At 45.0% G+C, this 16,241-nt stretch carries 16 protein-coding genes; all 16 read left to right on the forward strand.

Features of this window, described 5'->3' with window-relative positions; genetic code table 11:
• Nucleotides 1-9: 9 nt before the first annotated feature.
• The 16 genes from AAC978_RS14790 to AAC978_RS14865 all read left to right on the forward strand — a co-directional run bounded on the left by AAC978_RS14790 (nucleotide 10) and on the right by AAC978_RS14865 (nucleotide 16,231).
• Complete coding sequence (locus AAC978_RS14790) at nucleotides 10-1,116, forward strand: acyl-CoA dehydratase activase-related protein (protein WP_341548836.1); 1,107 nt, start codon at nucleotides 10-12, stop codon at nucleotides 1,114-1,116.
• Nucleotides 1,058-2,197, forward strand: coding sequence for a 2-hydroxyacyl-CoA dehydratase (locus tag AAC978_RS14795; protein WP_341548837.1), 1,140 nt, complete (start codon nucleotides 1,058-1,060; stop codon nucleotides 2,195-2,197). The genes AAC978_RS14790 and AAC978_RS14795 overlap by 59 nt, the downstream gene beginning before the upstream one ends.
• Complete coding sequence (locus tag AAC978_RS14800) at nucleotides 2,184-3,212, forward strand: acyl-CoA dehydratase activase (RefSeq protein WP_341548838.1); 1,029 nt, start codon at nucleotides 2,184-2,186, stop codon at nucleotides 3,210-3,212. Before AAC978_RS14795 ends, AAC978_RS14800 begins: the two co-directional genes overlap by 14 nt.
• A 589-nt stretch (nucleotides 3,213-3,801) precedes the next feature.
• The gene (locus AAC978_RS14805) at nucleotides 3,802-5,040 is read left to right on the forward strand and encodes an LCP family protein (protein ID WP_341548839.1); all 1,239 of its coding nucleotides are present in this window, start codon (nucleotides 3,802-3,804) and stop codon (nucleotides 5,038-5,040) included.
• Between the two features lie 90 nt (nucleotides 5,041-5,130).
• A complete protein-coding gene (locus tag AAC978_RS14810; RefSeq protein WP_341548840.1) occupies nucleotides 5,131-5,472 on the forward strand; it encodes a hypothetical protein in 342 nt (113 codons plus the stop codon).
• 156 nt (nucleotides 5,473-5,628) lie between these two features.
• On the forward strand, nucleotides 5,629-8,223 hold the full coding sequence (locus tag AAC978_RS14815) for a CBS domain-containing protein (protein ID WP_341548841.1): 2,595 nt from the start codon (nucleotides 5,629-5,631) through the stop codon (nucleotides 8,221-8,223).
• A gap of 18 nt (nucleotides 8,224-8,241) precedes the next feature.
• Nucleotides 8,242-8,886, forward strand: coding sequence for a site-2 protease family protein (locus AAC978_RS14820; protein WP_341548842.1), 645 nt, complete (start codon nucleotides 8,242-8,244; stop codon nucleotides 8,884-8,886).
• Between the two features lie 34 nt (nucleotides 8,887-8,920).
• Nucleotides 8,921-9,901, forward strand: coding sequence for a tryptophan--tRNA ligase (trpS, locus tag AAC978_RS14825; RefSeq protein ID WP_341548843.1), 981 nt, complete (start codon nucleotides 8,921-8,923; stop codon nucleotides 9,899-9,901).
• Nucleotides 9,898-10,683 (forward strand): segregation and condensation protein A, encoded by a 786-nt coding sequence (locus AAC978_RS14830; RefSeq protein WP_341548844.1) that lies wholly within the window; start codon nucleotides 9,898-9,900, stop codon nucleotides 10,681-10,683. Before trpS ends, AAC978_RS14830 begins: the two co-directional genes overlap by 4 nt.
• Nucleotides 10,684-10,687: 4 nt before the next feature.
• Nucleotides 10,688-11,338: an SMC-Scp complex subunit ScpB gene (scpB, locus tag AAC978_RS14835; RefSeq protein ID WP_341548868.1), complete on the forward strand. Its 651-nt coding sequence runs from the start codon at nucleotides 10,688-10,690 to the stop codon at nucleotides 11,336-11,338.
• A gap of 200 nt (nucleotides 11,339-11,538) precedes the next feature.
• Complete coding sequence (locus tag AAC978_RS14840; RefSeq protein ID WP_341548845.1) at nucleotides 11,539-12,186, forward strand: DUF2953 domain-containing protein; 648 nt, start codon at nucleotides 11,539-11,541, stop codon at nucleotides 12,184-12,186.
• A gap of 74 nt (nucleotides 12,187-12,260) precedes the next feature.
• The gene (gene ytfJ, locus AAC978_RS14845) at nucleotides 12,261-12,707 is read left to right on the forward strand and encodes a GerW family sporulation protein (protein ID WP_341548846.1); all 447 of its coding nucleotides are present in this window, start codon (nucleotides 12,261-12,263) and stop codon (nucleotides 12,705-12,707) included.
• A gap of 196 nt (nucleotides 12,708-12,903) precedes the next feature.
• The gene (locus AAC978_RS14850) at nucleotides 12,904-13,485 is read left to right on the forward strand and encodes a nucleoside recognition domain-containing protein (RefSeq protein ID WP_341548847.1); all 582 of its coding nucleotides are present in this window, start codon (nucleotides 12,904-12,906) and stop codon (nucleotides 13,483-13,485) included.
• On the forward strand, nucleotides 13,482-14,021 hold the full coding sequence (locus AAC978_RS14855) for a spore maturation protein (protein WP_341548848.1): 540 nt from the start codon (nucleotides 13,482-13,484) through the stop codon (nucleotides 14,019-14,021). Before AAC978_RS14850 ends, AAC978_RS14855 begins: the two co-directional genes overlap by 4 nt.
• Nucleotides 14,022-14,063: 42 nt before the next feature.
• Entirely contained in the window at nucleotides 14,064-14,861 is a 798-nt protein-coding gene (locus AAC978_RS14860; protein ID WP_341548849.1) for a glycosyltransferase, read from the forward strand.
• Nucleotides 14,831-16,231 (forward strand): glycosyltransferase family 39 protein, encoded by a 1,401-nt coding sequence (locus AAC978_RS14865; protein ID WP_341548850.1) that lies wholly within the window; start codon nucleotides 14,831-14,833, stop codon nucleotides 16,229-16,231. Before AAC978_RS14860 ends, AAC978_RS14865 begins: the two co-directional genes overlap by 31 nt.
• The last annotated feature ends 10 nt before the right edge of the window (nucleotides 16,232-16,241 follow it).

Consider the following 16,241-nt stretch of genomic DNA (forward strand, 5'->3'; position numbering starts at 1 on the left):
TTTAGATCAGTGAGATTAGGGTTTCCACGGGCGTTGATGTATTACGAGTATTATCCCTTCTGGGCAGGATTTTTTTATAAATTAGGTATTGAATTGGTCACATCCCCTTCGACCAATCGCGAAATTATGGAGATGGGTCTTAAAAAGGCCGCGGATGAAACTTGCCTGCCGGTAAAAATACTGGTTGGACATCTTATGGCTTTGCGTGATGTGGAGGGGATTTTCCTGCCTCGCTTGGTAAGTATGGAAGAGAATACTTATCTTTGTCCAAAGATTTTAGGGCTTCCTGAGAGTGTGCTCTATGCCATTCCCGAGCAGGAAATTTATACTTTGGATGTTAATTGGCGTGAAGGAAAGAGAGAAGTTTTGAAAAGCCTCTTGGCTTTCCGAACAAGAATAGGGCGCACAAAAAGTCAGATTAGAGAAGGATTTGCGGAAGCTCAGCGGTGGCAGAAAGCCTACCGGAGAATGCGCAATGCGGGTTGGTCCTTTGAGGAAAGTATGGAGTGTTTTGAGACCTTAGCCGAGCCCCTGAAGCTCAAAGATTTGGGATTTAGTCGAGAGCGTAGCCATAGACAGAAGACTGCGGATTTTGAAGATGGATGGCTTTTGGATCAGGGGGATATCACGGATTCCTTAGAAAAGAAGCCCAGAATTGCTTTAGTGGGACACAGTTATCTAACCTATGAATCCTACGCCAATATGAACCTGGTACAGCGGCTTCGCGAAAAGGCCCAAGTCCTAGTGGTCGAAAATGTGGAGGCTACCCCTATCGAGTTGCAACAAAGTCATTTGCAGAAGAAGATCTTTTGGAGTCATGCCAAGAAAATCTATGGGGCGGGGTCCTATTACGTAGAAGATCCGGAAATTGATGGGCTGATTTACCTATCTTGTTTCGGATGCGGGACCGATTCCATGACTAATGATTTACTTGCCCGCAGAGCTCGACAGAACCAAAAGCCCTATTTGGTTCTAACATTGGACGAGCACACTGGAGAGGCTGGCTTGGTTACTCGGATCGAAGCCTTTCTCGATATGCTTGAAAGGAGGGACGATTATGAAAGTAACCTTTCCTCATATGGGGAACACATGGATCGTCATTCAAGCTTTACTTGAAAATTTAAGCGTGGACTATGTTGTTCCGCCGTTGAATAGTAAAGAGACCCTAACCATCGGGACCCAACTTTCACCTGAATCTTTCTGTCTTCCGCTCAAGTTGAATCTAGGGAATTTTGTGCAGGCAGCAGCACTCGGAGCTGACACGGCCCTCATCACCGGAGGAGTTGGACCCTGTCGCTTTGGTTATTATGGAGAGATGGAACGGCAGATTCTGCAAGAAGCGGGTTATCCATTTGATGTCATAACCTTAGAACCTCCTGATGGTAGCTTGATCGGCCTCGCCGAACGAATACGCAAGCTTGCCGGTGAAAAGAATACTTGGAACCGAATCGTTAAAGCTATGCTTTTTGCCTACCGTAAAAGTTTAGTTCTGGACCAAATCGAAGATTTGTTCCATGGGTTCCGTCCTCGGATTCAATCCCCCACCCAGGTGGACCGGCTATATGAAGAAACCAAACGACGTTTAGTTCAGGCAATGACTGATCAAGGGTTAAAGGATGTTTTAAATTGGCTTAAGGATGTAATGCAGCAAAGCTTAGCTGACTACGTAGACTGCATGGAGGAAAATCCCTTAAGGATTGCTGTGGTAGGAGAAATCTATACCATTTTAGAGCCGTTTATATCTATGGATGTAGAAAAGGAGTTGGGCAATCTAGGCGCAGTCGTTGATCGATCGATTTATCTGTCGGGATGGGTTGGCGAGCATGTGTTTCGCGGCCTCGTTCAAGGGTATCGACCTTTAAGACCATACTACACCTTAGCAAAGCCTTATCTGAATCATTTTGTGGGAGGACATGCTCGAGAAACCATAGGAGCAACGGTGAAATATGCCCAAGAGGGTTATGAGGGAATCGTTCAGCTCTTGCCGCTGGGCTGTATGCCGGAAATTGTTGCTTCGGCGATTTTGCCGAAGATTCAAGAGGATTATGGAATACCGATTATGACCTTAACTGTGGATGAACATACAGGAAGAGCGGGAATTCAAACTCGACTGGAAGCCTTCGTGGATTTATTAGAACGATCACGCCATAATTTAACAGCGATCAATGAGGGAGTGTTGGAACTTGCCGGTAGATAAGTATTTTCTTGGTGTCGATGTTGGTTCGGTGAGTACAAATATCGTACTTATTAATCCGGATGGCACGATCGCCGAAGCTATGTATTTACGAACTCAAGGAAGGCCCATGCAGACTATCCAAGAGGGGATGAAGGATCTGCGAGCACATATGGGTTCTTCTGCGGAGATCATCGGTGTCGGAACCACGGGGAGCGCCCGTCAATTGGCAGCCACGCTGCTGGGAGCCGATGTAGTCAAAAACGAGATTACTGCCCATGCCGTAGCCGCATCGCGAATCCAGCCTAAAGTCCAAACCATCTTAGAAATTGGGGGACAAGATTCCAAGATTATTCTCCTGCGCAACGGTGTCGTCGTGGATTTTGCTATGAATACAGTTTGTGCGGCTGGTACAGGGTCGTTCTTAGATCAACAAGCCTCTCGTTTGGGAATTCCTATCCAAGAATTCGGAGCCTTGGCGCTGCAGGCCCAACATCCTGTACGAATTGCCGGGCGTTGCTCTGTTTTTGCCGAGTCCGATATGATTCATAAGCAGCAATTAGGCCACCCTCTTCCCGATATCTTGGCCGGGCTATGTCAGGCCATGGTGCGCAATTATCTAAATAATGTAGGTAAAAATAAGGAAATTCTTGGTCCCATCTTCTTTCAAGGTGGGGTAGCCGCAAATCCAGGAATCCGCAAAGCCTTTGAAGAAGAATTAGGGCAAAAAATCACTGTGCCTGAGCACTTTTCAGTGATGGGAGCCTTAGGAGCCGCTTATCTTGCTCAGGAGCGTTTTTTAAACAAAAAGGGCCTTACTACTAATTTTCGTGGTTTGAAAATGGCAGAATACCGCTTCAAGGCTCGTAGCTTTGATTGCCAAGGCTGCAGCAATCATTGTGAAGTCGTGGAAATTAGGCAAGAAGAAAAAATACTAACTCGTTGGGGTGACCGCTGTGGTAAGTGGTCCTGTGGAGATTGGTCTTCACTGAGCGAGAGCATACCAGTGGACTCCCTAGCGACGGGGGCGCACAAATAACATATCAAGTGCGACAAGAATTAAAATAGCAATCAGAATAGTCTCCAGCCCTTGAGAAGGAATCATAAGTTCAGGTTCCCGCCAGAGATAGGTTAAGCTTTGGGGGGGATTGTATTTTTCAAAAGAATATGGGTAATAGTGATAAGGTTGGGAGGGAAGGAAAAACTGAGAATTTGTGTTAGGTGAAGTCATCTGTTGAGGAGAGAAATAAGGGAGTTGTGTTCTTGCCGGATAGCCGGAATTTCCATAAGGATAGCAAGGATAGCTTGTCTGTGCTTGTGAGGGAAGATGGGTATACCTAGAATAGTCAAGGTTTTGTTGAGAAGGATATGAATAAGGCTCATAAGAATTTCGATGATTGAACAGACAAGAATTCATAGCTACCTCCTTATTAATCCTATGGATATATGGTATTATATTCCACTTGATAAAATCTGCTACCGAAAAGATGTGACTCAGGTATTAAGGATACTGCGTAGCGAAGGGACTTCCCAAATTTCGATAAGAGGATTCGATAATTGGTGAATAATGACCAAGAATTTGATTGATGCTAGGGGAGAAAACTTTTATGGAGATGGAGTGAGCTAAGTTGAGAGATAATAAAAAATGGAAGCGAATAATTCACTCCTTTCAGGTTTATGGATTCAATGCCATCATTGGTTTTGGCCTAGGCATAGTCATTGTTTTTGTTATCTTAGCTTTTTCACGTAACCAGATTAATGTTGGACAGGAAGCTCAGGGTAGCAACACCCAAACCTTATCATCCCAAGAAAGGAGCTCAAGTCAGCTTTCCGAGCAAATTCAACGTAGTGAGGGCACAGAACCTCAGGATGCCAGCGAACAATTACTCTCCCAGAATAGCTTGCCCATCGATACTTCGAGTGATATTGACCTAAAGGATCGTTTTACCGTATTGTTGGTCGGTATGGATAATCGTCCTGGTGAGATTATCAGTAACACGGACACATTGATTGTAGCGAGTTTAGATCAGAAGGCCAAAAAGATGGTTCTACTTTCAATCCCCCGTGACACACAGGTCATGTTGAATAAGAAAAAGGAAAAAATCAATGCACTTGCACGATTAGGAAAAGGTCCTATCTCAACACAACAGTATATTCAAGAGTTAATCGGAACACCCATCGATGGCTATGTTCTCACAGATTTTCAAGGGTTTAAAAACATCGTGGATAGCCTGGGTGGGATTACTATCAATGTGGAAAAGGATATGTACCATGACACGGGAGATGATAAGGATCGCTATATAGATTTGAAAAAAGGGAGCCAACGTCTCAATGGAGCCCAGGCTTTACAATATGCTCGTTACCGCAATGATAAACTTGCGGATATTTCACGAGCTTCTCGTCAACAAGAAGTAATCAAAGCTATAGTCGCAGAGGCCACCATGCCACGTAATTTGCCGAAATTGCCCATTATCATACCTAAAGTCTATCAAGCTATTGAAACGAATCTGAATCTTGGGCAGGTCTGGTCTTTAGTGGTAGCTTTTAAAAATAAAGACACTTATGCAGTAATCAATCAAACACTCCCTGGTCAATTCTCAGACGAAGAAGGTATAAGCTATTGGAGAATTAATCCGAAGGAATCCATAGGGATCTTAAATGAACTTTTTCAGGGCCGGACTACCCCCATATTTGACAATATCCGTAAAGTTCAAGCTCCCGCGCAAAAGCCGGTTGTGGATACGAAGAAAGCGGATTCAGAAGCTGTACCGATCCTTGTCGAGGTACTGAAGCCTGGCAATGATTCCCCGAGTGCCGAGGGCAACGTTACGAGTGAGTCTGAAATAACCTTCGAAGTTCTAGAGTAGGAATATGTATCTTGTCATTTCTGGTAAACAAAGGTATAATATTTGAGGCTATCGCTGATATATGCAGGATACAAAGATGGAGGTTATTACATGGACAAGTTGTTCGAGGTGTTAAAAGGGTATTTACATATGGAGACAGAGATTCCGTTTGATGAGTTTTCCCAATATTATAAGGACTTGATTGAGTGTCTGAACACGACCTTTGAAGAAATGGATCAGGATACTCGTCTCAAGGCTCGTTATGCTTGCTCTATCGTTCAAGCTAACGCAGAGTCTCGAGAAAAACGAGAAAAGAAAAATAGCAAAGCCTATAAAAAGATAAGTACTAAAACAGCATTTTGGATGAATGCTATCAATTACCGATTGATTAAAGAGGGTATGACCCAAGCTGAGATTGACGAAGCCATTGAAGGTATTAATGATAGTATTTAACTACCATAATGAATTGGCCAAGCACTTCGCTCGCGAGGTGCTTTTTCCTATTTCCATAAGCTGTTTCCTTGCTGGAGCTACTATATAAATGATATAATTATGTTTAATATTTATATCTGCATTGTTTTTTAGAAACGAAATATAAGGAAGTACACAATGAAAGTGATTCTTAGCCATCGCCAGATGGATTTTGATGCCTTGGCTTCCATGGTGGCCGCCCAAAAGATTTTTCCGGACAGTGTCATGGTTGTGGACGGAAAATCCAATCCTTATGTTCAAGACTTTATTGCTTTAGCCAAAGACAGTCTGCTATTTTGGCGTGCGAAAGATGTAGACTGGAGTAAGGTGCAACAGATTGTGCTTGTGGATACTCATGACTTGCAACGAGCTGCGGGGCTGAAGGGAGAGGGGATGCTGGATCATATCCCCCTTATAATCTATGATCACCATCCCTACCAGGGGCTCCTTGTGGAAGGGATGTATATCGAAAGTATTGGCGCCTGTACAACCTTGATCGTTGAGGAAATTAATAATCTAAATCTCCGACTCAGCGCTTTTGAAGCGACTCTTTTTGCTTTAGGAATCTATGAGGACACGGGAAGTTTGCTTTTTGAGAGCACGACTGTGCGTGATATCAAAGCAGTTGCCTATCTCCTCGAGCAAGGTGCAAATTTGGGTGTTGTAGCAGAATATCTTCGCAAGCCTTTAATTGAAGAGCAAAAAGAACTCCTGCATCAATTGTTGGATCATGGAGAAACCTTAGATTTTCATGGACAGCCTGCTTATATTTCTTGGGCAAAAAGCGAGGAATATGTGGGAGGACTCGCCCTTCTGGCTCATCGTGTTGGGGAAATGGAAGGGTCAGAGACCTTGTTTTTAGTGGTCTATATGGAAAACCGTGTCTATCTGGTAGGACGTTCCCGTGGCCGAGGTATAGAGGTTAATCGCATCACCCAGGCCTTTGGTGGAGCTGGACACCCGCGTGCAGCTTCGGCAACCATAAAAAATTCTTCTGTGGCAGAAATTCTAGAGCGCCTTAAGCATGAACTGGAGCATTTAACCCCTCGAATTGATCGGGTGAAGGACATTATGAGCTATCCGGTAAAAACAGTTTCCCCTGAAATGAGGCTTAGCGAAGTAGAGCAAATTCTCCTCAGATATGGGCATACAGGAGTGCCAGTAGCACAAGATGATAAGTTAGTCGGGATTATTTCTCGTCGCGATGTGGATAAAGCCCTTAAACACGGTCTGGAACATGCACCGGTCAAAGGTTTTATGACAAAAGAAGTCATTGTGGTGGATGCCAACGACAGCTGGGAAGATGTGCAAAAAACCATGGTCTTGCATGATATCGGCAGAGTGCCGGTTCTGGAAGACGGAAAACTTGCGGGAATCGTTTCACGCTCGGATATTCTGCGCATCGTACATGGGTGTGCGGTTCCTACAGAAATGTCATTGACTCGGAATCGTAGCTTAGCTATGACTGAAGACATTTTGCAATTATTCTCGGAGTTACCGGGACGAATCCTCAATCTCTTGCGGGCAGCCCAACGGGTTGGCGATGAGTTAGGATATTCGGTATTTGTTGTCGGAGGCTTTGTCCGAGATCTGCTTCTCAAGGTACCCACACAAGACCTAGATTTAGTCATTGAAGGGGATGGACATGCCTTCGCCCGAGCTCTTGCCCAGCAGTTTCCAGAGGGTCAATTGATTCTTCATGAACAATTTGGAACAGCACGTTTGGAATTTCCGGATGGAGCTCATCTAGATGTAGCCCGCTCACGCCGTGAGGATTATGCTTCACCAGGTGCACTACCGCAAGTTGAAGAATCCCGCCTGAGAGATGATATGTTTCGTCGCGACTTTACAATCAATGCCATGGCTATTGCCATTAATTCTACGCGTTATGGTGAATTGGTAGATTATTATGGAGGACTAAGAGATCTTAAACAGGGTGAGATTCGTTTTCTGCATCACCTCAGCTTTATTGAGGATCCCACCCGTATCCTCCGCGCTCTCCGTTTTGCCGGACGCTATGGCTTCCGACTTGCTAAAGAAACCCGGGATGGGGTTTATACAGCTTTGAGTACGGGGGTTCTAAGAAAAATAAGTAGCGAACGATTTACAGAAGAATTGATGCATATGCTCCGGGAATTGAGATTTGGGGTGATGGGGCAGTCCCTGCTTCAGATGGGAGTACTTAAGGATTGGTTTGAGTCTGAGCTTCCATGGGATTTTACCCATCCTGTGCTAAATAAGGAAGTTTCCCCGACGAAGAAATGGTTGATCTGCCTTCGCGAGATGGACTTATCCCAGTTCGAGAGTGTTCAACAAAAGCTTCGTTTGTCCAAGGAATTCAAAGGGCTTACGCAAAAGTTTTTTGAGGTCATGACAGGACTTTCGGCCCTAAAGGGTGGAACTGACTCACCGGAAGGTGCTACTTATGCAAACGATAAGATTGCTTTGATAGATTTGGATCATTACTTAGCAGGTCTGCCGAAGGACATTTTAGAAGTATTGATGCTTGATGAGCGGTTTCGTGATTTGCTTCAAAGATATTATGAAGCTGTAGAGTTAATAAAACAGAAGGTGGATGGAGGGATGTTGCTCCGTTGGGGGGTTAAAGAAGGACCAGAGGTTGGACGTATCCTCAGACTCATCCGCTCTGCTTGGTTAGAGGGCGAAATTAACAGCGAGGAAGATGAAAGAAATTTTGTCGCTGGGATTCATAAGCATAACCCTTCCAAATAGACCTAAGGGGGAACAACAGTGTTCAATTTCACGACGATTATTGCCAACATACCCGCCTTACTTATTGGATTCGCCTTTCACGAATACGCCCATGCCTGGGTTGCTGATCGTTTGGGGGATCCGACTCCAAGGAGTCAAGGGCGACTTACCATGAATCCTTTTGTTCATTTAGACATCTTTGGAACCCTGATGGCGGTTCTCTATTCTTTTGGCTGGGCTAAACCGGTACAGACACAACCTCATTATTTTAAAGGAAATAGAGAACGAGGGAGAATACTTGTATCGATGGCCGGCCCCTTGGCCAATCTTGTGGTTGCCTTTGTAGCGATGTTCCTTTGGATTATTACCTTGTCATTCCTAGAAGATTCATCTTGGTCAAACGTTATCTCTCAACTATTCATGTCTGTGGTTGTTATGAATTTAGGCCTGGGCGTGTTTAATTTGCTGCCCATCCCGCCTTTAGATGGTTTTTCAATCTTAAGAGGGATTGTTCCAGGGAAGTATAGTCAAGTGCTGAACACCTTGGAGACTTATGGAATGTTTATTTTGGTTATAATACTTTTTACAAACTTCTTAGGCGCGGTTCTTCATCCAGTGGTATCTGGACTTTATGCTTTTTATCGTGACACGGCTTTGTTTTTGCTCTCGCCCTTTGTTGGGTAACGAAAATATTTTATCCTTGAAAGGAGTTTTATAAGTGAAGGGAAGAATTTTTAGCGGCATGCGACCTACGGGGAGCTTGCATATTGGCCATCTTAGTGTGATTCAGAATTGGGTCAAGCTACAATCCGAATATGAGAGTTACTTTGGTATTGTGGATCAACATGCGTTGACTACCGGCTATGAGGATCGTTTGGATTTTCGCGCATTGAATCGAGAAATAGCATTAGATTGGCTTAGCGTGGGAATCGATCCGGATAAGGCAGCGATTTTCATTCAATCGCATGTCCAGGAACATGCGGAGCTTCATCTACTTTTGTCGATGATTACCCCTCTTTCCTGGTTAGAACGCGTACCGACCTATAAAGATCAAATGCAACAGCTAGGGAAAGATGGAGGGAAGGATCTGTCTACCTATGGATTCTTGGGCTATCCTCTTTTGATGGCAGCGGATATCTTGGTGTATAAAGCAGACACTGTACCGGTAGGGGAAGATCAGATTCCCCATGTTGAACTCTGCCGCGAAATCGCACGGCGGTTTAATCATATCTATGGTACGGTATTTCCGGAGCCCAAAGCACTCATCGGCAAAGTCCCCCTTTTACCAGGCGTTGATGGGCGGAAAATGAGTAAGAGCTATAATAATGCTATTTCTTTAACAGCGTCAACAGACGAAATAAAAACTAAAGTTCAACAGATGGTGACCGATCCGGCTCGTTTGCGTAAGGATGACCCGGGGCACCCTGAAGTCTGTGTGGTCTATAGATTTCATCAGATCTATACACCCGAAGTGGCAGAAGTGGAAGGAAACTGTCGTGGCGGGAAAATTGGTTGTGTGGCCTGTAAACGTCAGTTGGCCGAAAACTTAGACAAGCTGTTGAGCCCATTCCGCGAACGGCGTGCTTTTTGGGAGGAACCCGGTAAGGTTGAAAAAGTCTTAGATCAGGGTGCTGAACAAGCTCGTCACAAAACCCGAGAAACCATGAAAGAAGTTCGTCAAATGATGGGGCTAAGATGAGCGGTGGAGCCTCTATAAACCATAGCACGAACACCGTTCCTTATGTGGAGCTACCGGCATTTCAAGGTCCGATGGATCTATTGCTCCACCTCATTCAACAAGAAAAAGTAGATATCTATGATATTCCTATTGCCAAGATCACCGATCAATTCATTCAAGCAGTTCGGCAAATGGAAGATCTCGATATGGAGGTAACAAGCGAGTTTTTAGTCTTAGCTGCCCAGTTACTGCAAATTAAGTCTCGGTATTTGTTGCCCAAGCCGGTGAGGGATATCCCGGAAGAGGAAGAAGGGGACCCCAGACAAGAGTTAGTGGAAAGGCTCTTAGCTTACCGGGCTTATAAGCAGGCTGCTGAGACCTTAGGAGATATCCAGATTTCTTCAGGTCTCAGGTATTTTCGCGAGGTCGATGTCGAGGAGATCCGTAGCCAATTCCCTGTGGTTGACCCCCTTGATGGGGTACAATTTGACGCTTTATGGCAGGCTTTTCAGCGAATCATTGAACGGGCGGAGCAAGGTGAAGAGATTAGGACCGTTGAACCGGACGAGATTCCCATTGAGATGATGGTCGATGATGTACTGCGCCGAGTCATCCTTCAACCACGGGGTGTTCGTTTTAGTCAGTTGATTCGAGGCACAAAGCGTATGGAGATTATTGTCTCCTTTTTGGCCTTGCTCGAGCTATTAAAATCCGGGAAAATTCATTGTGAACAAAGCTCGCAGAATGAGGAGATCTTTTTGTTTCCAACCGAAAAGGCGTGGGAGTTTACTGAAGGGGAGTAGGATGATGTTGTTTCGAGAAAGAGAAATTGCGGGAGTCGAAGCGCTATTGTTTGTTGCCGATCATCCCTTGACCAAGGAGCGTTTAGCAGAAATCCTTCAGTTGAGCATTAAGGAAATAGCAGAAATACTTTATGAGCTTAAGCAACGCTATGCATCCCCCTCCAATGGGGTTAATCTTGTTGAAGTGAACGGGGGGTATAAGCTTGGGACCAAACCGGAGATGTCAGCTTTTATCGAGAGCTTATATCATCAGCCCGCCCAAGGTTTATCGGGTGCCGCGTTGGAAGTGCTAGCCATCATCGCCTATAAACAACCGGTCACAAAAGGTGAAGTAGACTTTATTCGTGGGGTGCAATCTGATCGAGCCCTGGCAACATTAGTGGAAAAGGGCTTGGTTAAGGACGTGGGTCGAAAAGAAGGTCCGGGACGCCCCATTCTTTATGGATCCACGGAACAATTTCTCATTCATTTTGGTCTTAAATCAATTGAGGAATTGCCGCAGTTGAATTTCGAGAGTATGAGGGAAGTTGCTCTAGCTGAGGGGTTGGTGGATGATTGCATAGAAGATTCTATAGAAGAGACATCAGAGGATTTTATTGAAGAGCCCACAGAGGGATTCTGCGAAGAGAAGACTTTAGAACAGACAGAGGATTGATTTTACGAGAGAGATAATAGATTTGAGGGGCGGTCACTTATGTGCTATTCTGTTGTGACTGCCCTTTTTTGCTTGGGCAAAAATAATCACCGAAGATATTTTGTAGAGCCTAAAAAATCTAATTTGCCTTCAAAATCGGAGTATAAATATACCTTTTCGGGGCATCCTAAGTTGTTAGGAAAATTCTCGGAGGGATTAGCGTGCAGATTTTAGCACTCTTGGTTGCAGCCTTACTCTGGTTAGGTGTGGTCCTATGGATGCAAGCAAAGTTAGACTTTCGATATCGTCGTTATGAAGAAAATGACAATATTGAAATTGAACTTTCTGCTTATCGAGGATTGTGGAAATTTAACATGAGTATCCCGACAGTCCAATTGGCATGGGAGGATGGACCAACCATTGAAACTACGCAGGAAACAAAAGCTCCCACAGGGGAGAAACGAGTAGGCTTTCAAGCATTGAAAGTTCGGTATCTGCGGATAGGCTTTCTCTACGAGCTATTTCCCAATATCCCTTCCTTACTCATAGAATTTAAGCGGGTGAAGAAGAAGTTTTATCGTGGTATTCATTGTACTTCTTTTGATTGGAAGATAGAGTATGGTCATGAAAACCCTGCGACAACAGCCCTAGTAGCGGGCAGCTTCTGGGGGATGTTAGGATATTCATTGGCAAGAATGTACAACCAAATTACGGTAGACACTCAAGAACCCCGAATTATGGTAACGCCCCAATTTAAAAAACCGGGCTTTCAGTGTGATCTTCAATGTAGCTTTCGTTTGCGCATTGCCCATATTATGCTGGTAGGCTGGGACTTGCTGAGGGTTGTTCTCAGAAGAATTTTAAGGTGAAATATATGCATATTAATGCCTGAAAATGTCCATATTGTAAATATAATTGAATTAATTTTAAGGGGTGGATAAACATGGGGAATCATCCCATTGAAGCATTGATGAAGAGTGCAATGGAAAGCATTCAGGCCATGGTAGATGTCAATACGATTATCGGTGATCCTGTTGAATCTCCTGATGGTTCGGTGATTATTCCGGTATCCAGGGTATGTTGTGGATTTGCGGCAGGGGGTAGTGAATTTGTTCCTCCGGAAGGGGATAAGGATGAAGGGGATAAGAAAGATAAACCGACGGCATTTCCCTTCGGTGGCGGTAGCGGTGCCGGGGTATCCGTTCAACCGGTTGGTTTCCTAGTTGTCGGCCATGGCCAAATACGACTACTGCCCATCGATCACAATGTAGTTATTGACCGCTTGTTCGATGAAATTCCTAATTTGATGGATAAAATATCAGGCATGATGAAGAAAGAGAAGCCACAAGATCATTTAGACAAGGATGATATCATTATTGTTGATCATTGAGACAAGCTTCCAAGACGAGTAGAGCATGTCAAATTTTGCACCAGTGCCAAATTTGGCATGCCTTTGTGAAAACACAGTATCCAAGATAACGCCTGAAATCGAGAGATTTCAGGCGTTATTTACGAATTATAGAGATAAATGTGTCAAGGTCTAAACCCCCAGCCTCTGTCATAAAATTAGACAAGGGGGGGAGGACATGGTTAATGCCATCTGGTTGTTCATGCTTGCTACAGGCATAATCGTGGCCGCCCTCAATGGGCGGATTGATGTTGTTACGGAGTCGGCCATGGCAGCTGCAGAATTAGGTGTCGAGACGGCTTTCGGACTCATCGGTGTCATGAGTTTATGGCTGGGACTTATGAAGCTTGCAGAAGATGCGGGCTTTATAAAAGCCCTGGCCCGTTTTTTTGGGCCGGCGATTCGTAGGCTATTCCCGACACTTCGCGAGGACAGTCCGGCACTTGGCGCAATAATCATGAATTTAAGTGCTAATATTTTGGGATTAGGTAATGCAGCTACGCCGTTTGGTCTCAAAGCTATGCAGGAGTTGCAGAAGGAAAACCCTCATCCGGATACAGCCAGCCCAGCCATGATAACATTTCTCGCTTTAAACACCTCTTGTATCACGTTGGTCCCGGCGACAATCATAGCGATACGCATGAAAGCTCAATCCGTCAATCCCACAGAGATTATCGGTCCTACTATTGTTGCTACAGGATGTGCCATGACTTTGGCAATCATAGCCGATTATCTGATACGACGGAGGTCAAAATCATGAGTTTCATTGCCGAGATCTCCCGTTGGGCAATTCCATGCTTGTTGCTGATCATTCCTCTAGCGGCTTATTTTCGCAAGGTTCCGGTCTATGAGTCCTTTGTCACAGGGGCAGAAGAAGGCTTTAGAACGGCAATTCGCATTTTGCCCTTTCTCGTGGGCATGCTAGTATCCATCCGTATTTTCGTTGATTCAGGGGCATTAGAGATTCTAGCTCGGCTGCTGCAGCCTGTCTTTATATTTTTTGGCTTAGATACAGAGCTGACCGCAATCATACCCTTAGCAGTAATGCGACCTTTGAGTGGTTCAGGTGCTTTAGGAGTTGCGACCCAGCTAATCAATCAATATGGTCCGGACTCCTTCATTGGCCGCCTGGCTTCCACACTACAAGGCAGCACTGATACTACATTTTTCGTTTTAACTGTCTACTTTGGTTCGGTAGGTATTAAGAAATATCGCTACGCCCTTAAGTTGGGCCTTCTGGCTGACCTGACTGGATTGGTTGCTTCCCTTTGGATTGTCCATAAGATGTTTTATTAAGTGATTCCTTGAGCATACTAAGGAGGATAAGGAGGCCTTGGTATGCTTTTTGTCGTCTTACCCGCTTACAATGAAGAAGCAGCGCTTAGAATATTGCTTGATGATATACGTGAGGCTTGCCGGAACATCCCCACCCAGATTATTGTGGTCAATGATGCTAGCACCGACCAGACGCTGCAGCTTGCTCAAGACTATGCCCGCAGCTACCCCCAGGTTCGTGTGGTATCTCATCAAGAAAACAAGGGGTTGGGTGGTAGTTTAATGACGGGATTTAAACAGGTCTTCACCTTGCGGAGAAGTTTAGCCAAGGAAGGCCTGGTGTGGGAAAAAGGTTACTACCACGATATCATCCTGACGATGGATGCCGATAACACCCATCCTGCGGATCGCATTCCCCTCATGGTGGAACAAATCAACCTCGGAGCTGATTTGGTGGTAGCTTCTCGTTACGCGCCTGGTGGCAATCAATATGGTCTTCATCCCCTGCGAAAGCTGCTCTCTTGGGGCGCAGGACAAGTGATGGGACGCTTTTTCCCTGTTGAGGGCCTTAAGGATTATTCCTGTGGCTACCGAGCTTATCGGGCCTCTGTCTTAGAAAACACCTATTTGATTTATGGTGAGGAACTTATTGAAAGTCGTAGCTTTGCCGGCATGGTGGAGCTTTTAGTAAAAGTGGTGAACTATTGTCGTGATATCAGGGAGATTCCGTTTGATCTGCATTATGAAAAGAAACAAGGGAGGAGCAAGATGAAAATCTTGGCAACGATTGGGGGATACTTCTCGTTAATCATCCGTCTGAAGAAGGAAACATGGGGTTGGGTGGAATGGGTCAGAGAGTAAAGGGACTTTTGGTTCTCATTCTAGTTGTGGGGGTCTTGCTACGTCTTCAAGGAATTGAGAATCCGTATTTGGATGATCAGGGTTGGCGCCAGGCCGACACGGCGAGCATGGCAACGAATATGCTGGGACATCTGGGAGATTTTCCTGATGTCCTTTTTCCTACGCTTAACTATAATGGGGTCGGCCCGCAGCCCGTGGAATTAGAATTTCCTTTCTTGCCCTACCTTCTGGCATGGACCTGGACAATCTTTGGTTGGAATGACCTTTGGGGGAGACTATGGGCAATCTGCTTTTCTATACTTACTATGATTGGGGTCTACCAATTTGGCAAGCAGACCTTCTCATTTCGCGCAGGGCTATGGGCAGCTGTCTTCTATGCCATTATGCCTTTAACCACCTATTATGGCAGGACAGTGATGCCAGAGCCTGTGGCTCAGGCGTTCAGCATCTGGGCTTTAATCGCTGTGATGCATTGGCGAAAGAAACCTTCCTTTATTTGTTTGCTTGGAGCTTCCCTACTCATGTCGGGAGCGATTTTGGCTAAGCTGCCCCAACTGATGATTTTACCCGTGGCTTTACTGCTTGGCTTTTACCCTTTGCGGGAGATAAAAAAAATGTTAACATATAGTGCCTTATCATTAATTCTTCCTGTGCTATACTATAGTTGGGTTCACATGGGGGCAGGGGAGAGCAGTCAATTTGTATCGGGAATTATGTCCTTTCAGGTCATGGGTGACCAGAATAATTATGGGCAAAATCTGTTTATGAATCTAAAGAGAGGATTAGGTTTCCCGACTCTTTTGTCCCTGATGGGGTTGGTCATCATGATTCGTAAGGAAAGCTTAAAGAATAACGTGCATCTTGCCATGATTTTATGGGCAGTAGTTTGCAGTGTTTATCTGGGCGTGATTTGCCTGAGGATTCCCTTGGATTATTATCTTATTCCGATAGCCTTGCCGATTGCTTTGCTGGCGGGCGTTGCCCTCGATGGAGGAGAACAGGCTCCAACCATTGGAGTTGGAGTGCTAATTGTTTGTTTGCTTTTGACCAGCCAGTATACTAACTACAGGCCAAAATATCTATGGAATGAACAAGTTCTCACTCAAGCTGAATGGATTCGTGAGCATACCAAAAAGGAGAGCGTGTTGATTTTAAGCGATTCTCCGCCGATGACCCTGTATTATGCCCAACGTTATGGTTATCGACTAATCAGTCCTGACGATGAGCAGGCTTGGTTGGATTTACATACTCTACCTGGGGATTACGTTGTCGCCCTCCCCCATTCCAGAGGGGAGGAGTTCTGGAAACGGATCGAAGAGAGCTTTCCAAAGGTGGGTCCTGGTGTCTATAAAAGATTAGGTAAGAATTAAAAGGTTAGAG

Origin of the sequence: Desulfitobacterium sp. THU1 (assembly GCF_038181555.1) — a bacterium.
In the GTDB taxonomy this organism is placed as follows: domain Bacteria; phylum Bacillota; class Desulfitobacteriia; order Desulfitobacteriales; family Desulfitobacteriaceae; genus Desulfitobacterium.

What these genes read in the sequence shown, in the direction of transcription:
- AAC978_RS14815 (WP_341548841.1), top strand. Translation starts at nt 5,629, where the DNA reads ATGAAAGTGATTCTTAGCCATCGCCAGATGGATTTTGATGCCTTGGCT.
- AAC978_RS14830 (WP_341548844.1), top strand. Translation starts at nt 9,898, where the DNA reads ATGAGCGGTGGAGCCTCTATAAACCATAGCACGAACACCGTTCCTTAT.
- AAC978_RS14855 (WP_341548848.1), top strand. Translation starts at nt 13,482, where the DNA reads ATGAGTTTCATTGCCGAGATCTCCCGTTGGGCAATTCCATGCTTGTTG.
- AAC978_RS14850 (WP_341548847.1), top strand. Translation starts at nt 12,904, where the DNA reads ATGGTTAATGCCATCTGGTTGTTCATGCTTGCTACAGGCATAATCGTG.
- AAC978_RS14810 (WP_341548840.1), top strand. Translation starts at nt 5,131, where the DNA reads ATGGACAAGTTGTTCGAGGTGTTAAAAGGGTATTTACATATGGAGACA.
- ytfJ (WP_341548846.1), top strand. Translation starts at nt 12,261, where the DNA reads ATGGGGAATCATCCCATTGAAGCATTGATGAAGAGTGCAATGGAAAGC.
- AAC978_RS14795 (WP_341548837.1), top strand. Translation starts at nt 1,058, where the DNA reads ATGAAAGTAACCTTTCCTCATATGGGGAACACATGGATCGTCATTCAA.
- scpB (WP_341548868.1), top strand. Translation starts at nt 10,688, where the DNA reads ATGTTGTTTCGAGAAAGAGAAATTGCGGGAGTCGAAGCGCTATTGTTT.
- AAC978_RS14865 (WP_341548850.1), top strand. Translation starts at nt 14,831, where the DNA reads ATGGGGTTGGGTGGAATGGGTCAGAGAGTAAAGGGACTTTTGGTTCTC.
- AAC978_RS14860 (WP_341548849.1), top strand. Translation starts at nt 14,064, where the DNA reads ATGCTTTTTGTCGTCTTACCCGCTTACAATGAAGAAGCAGCGCTTAGA.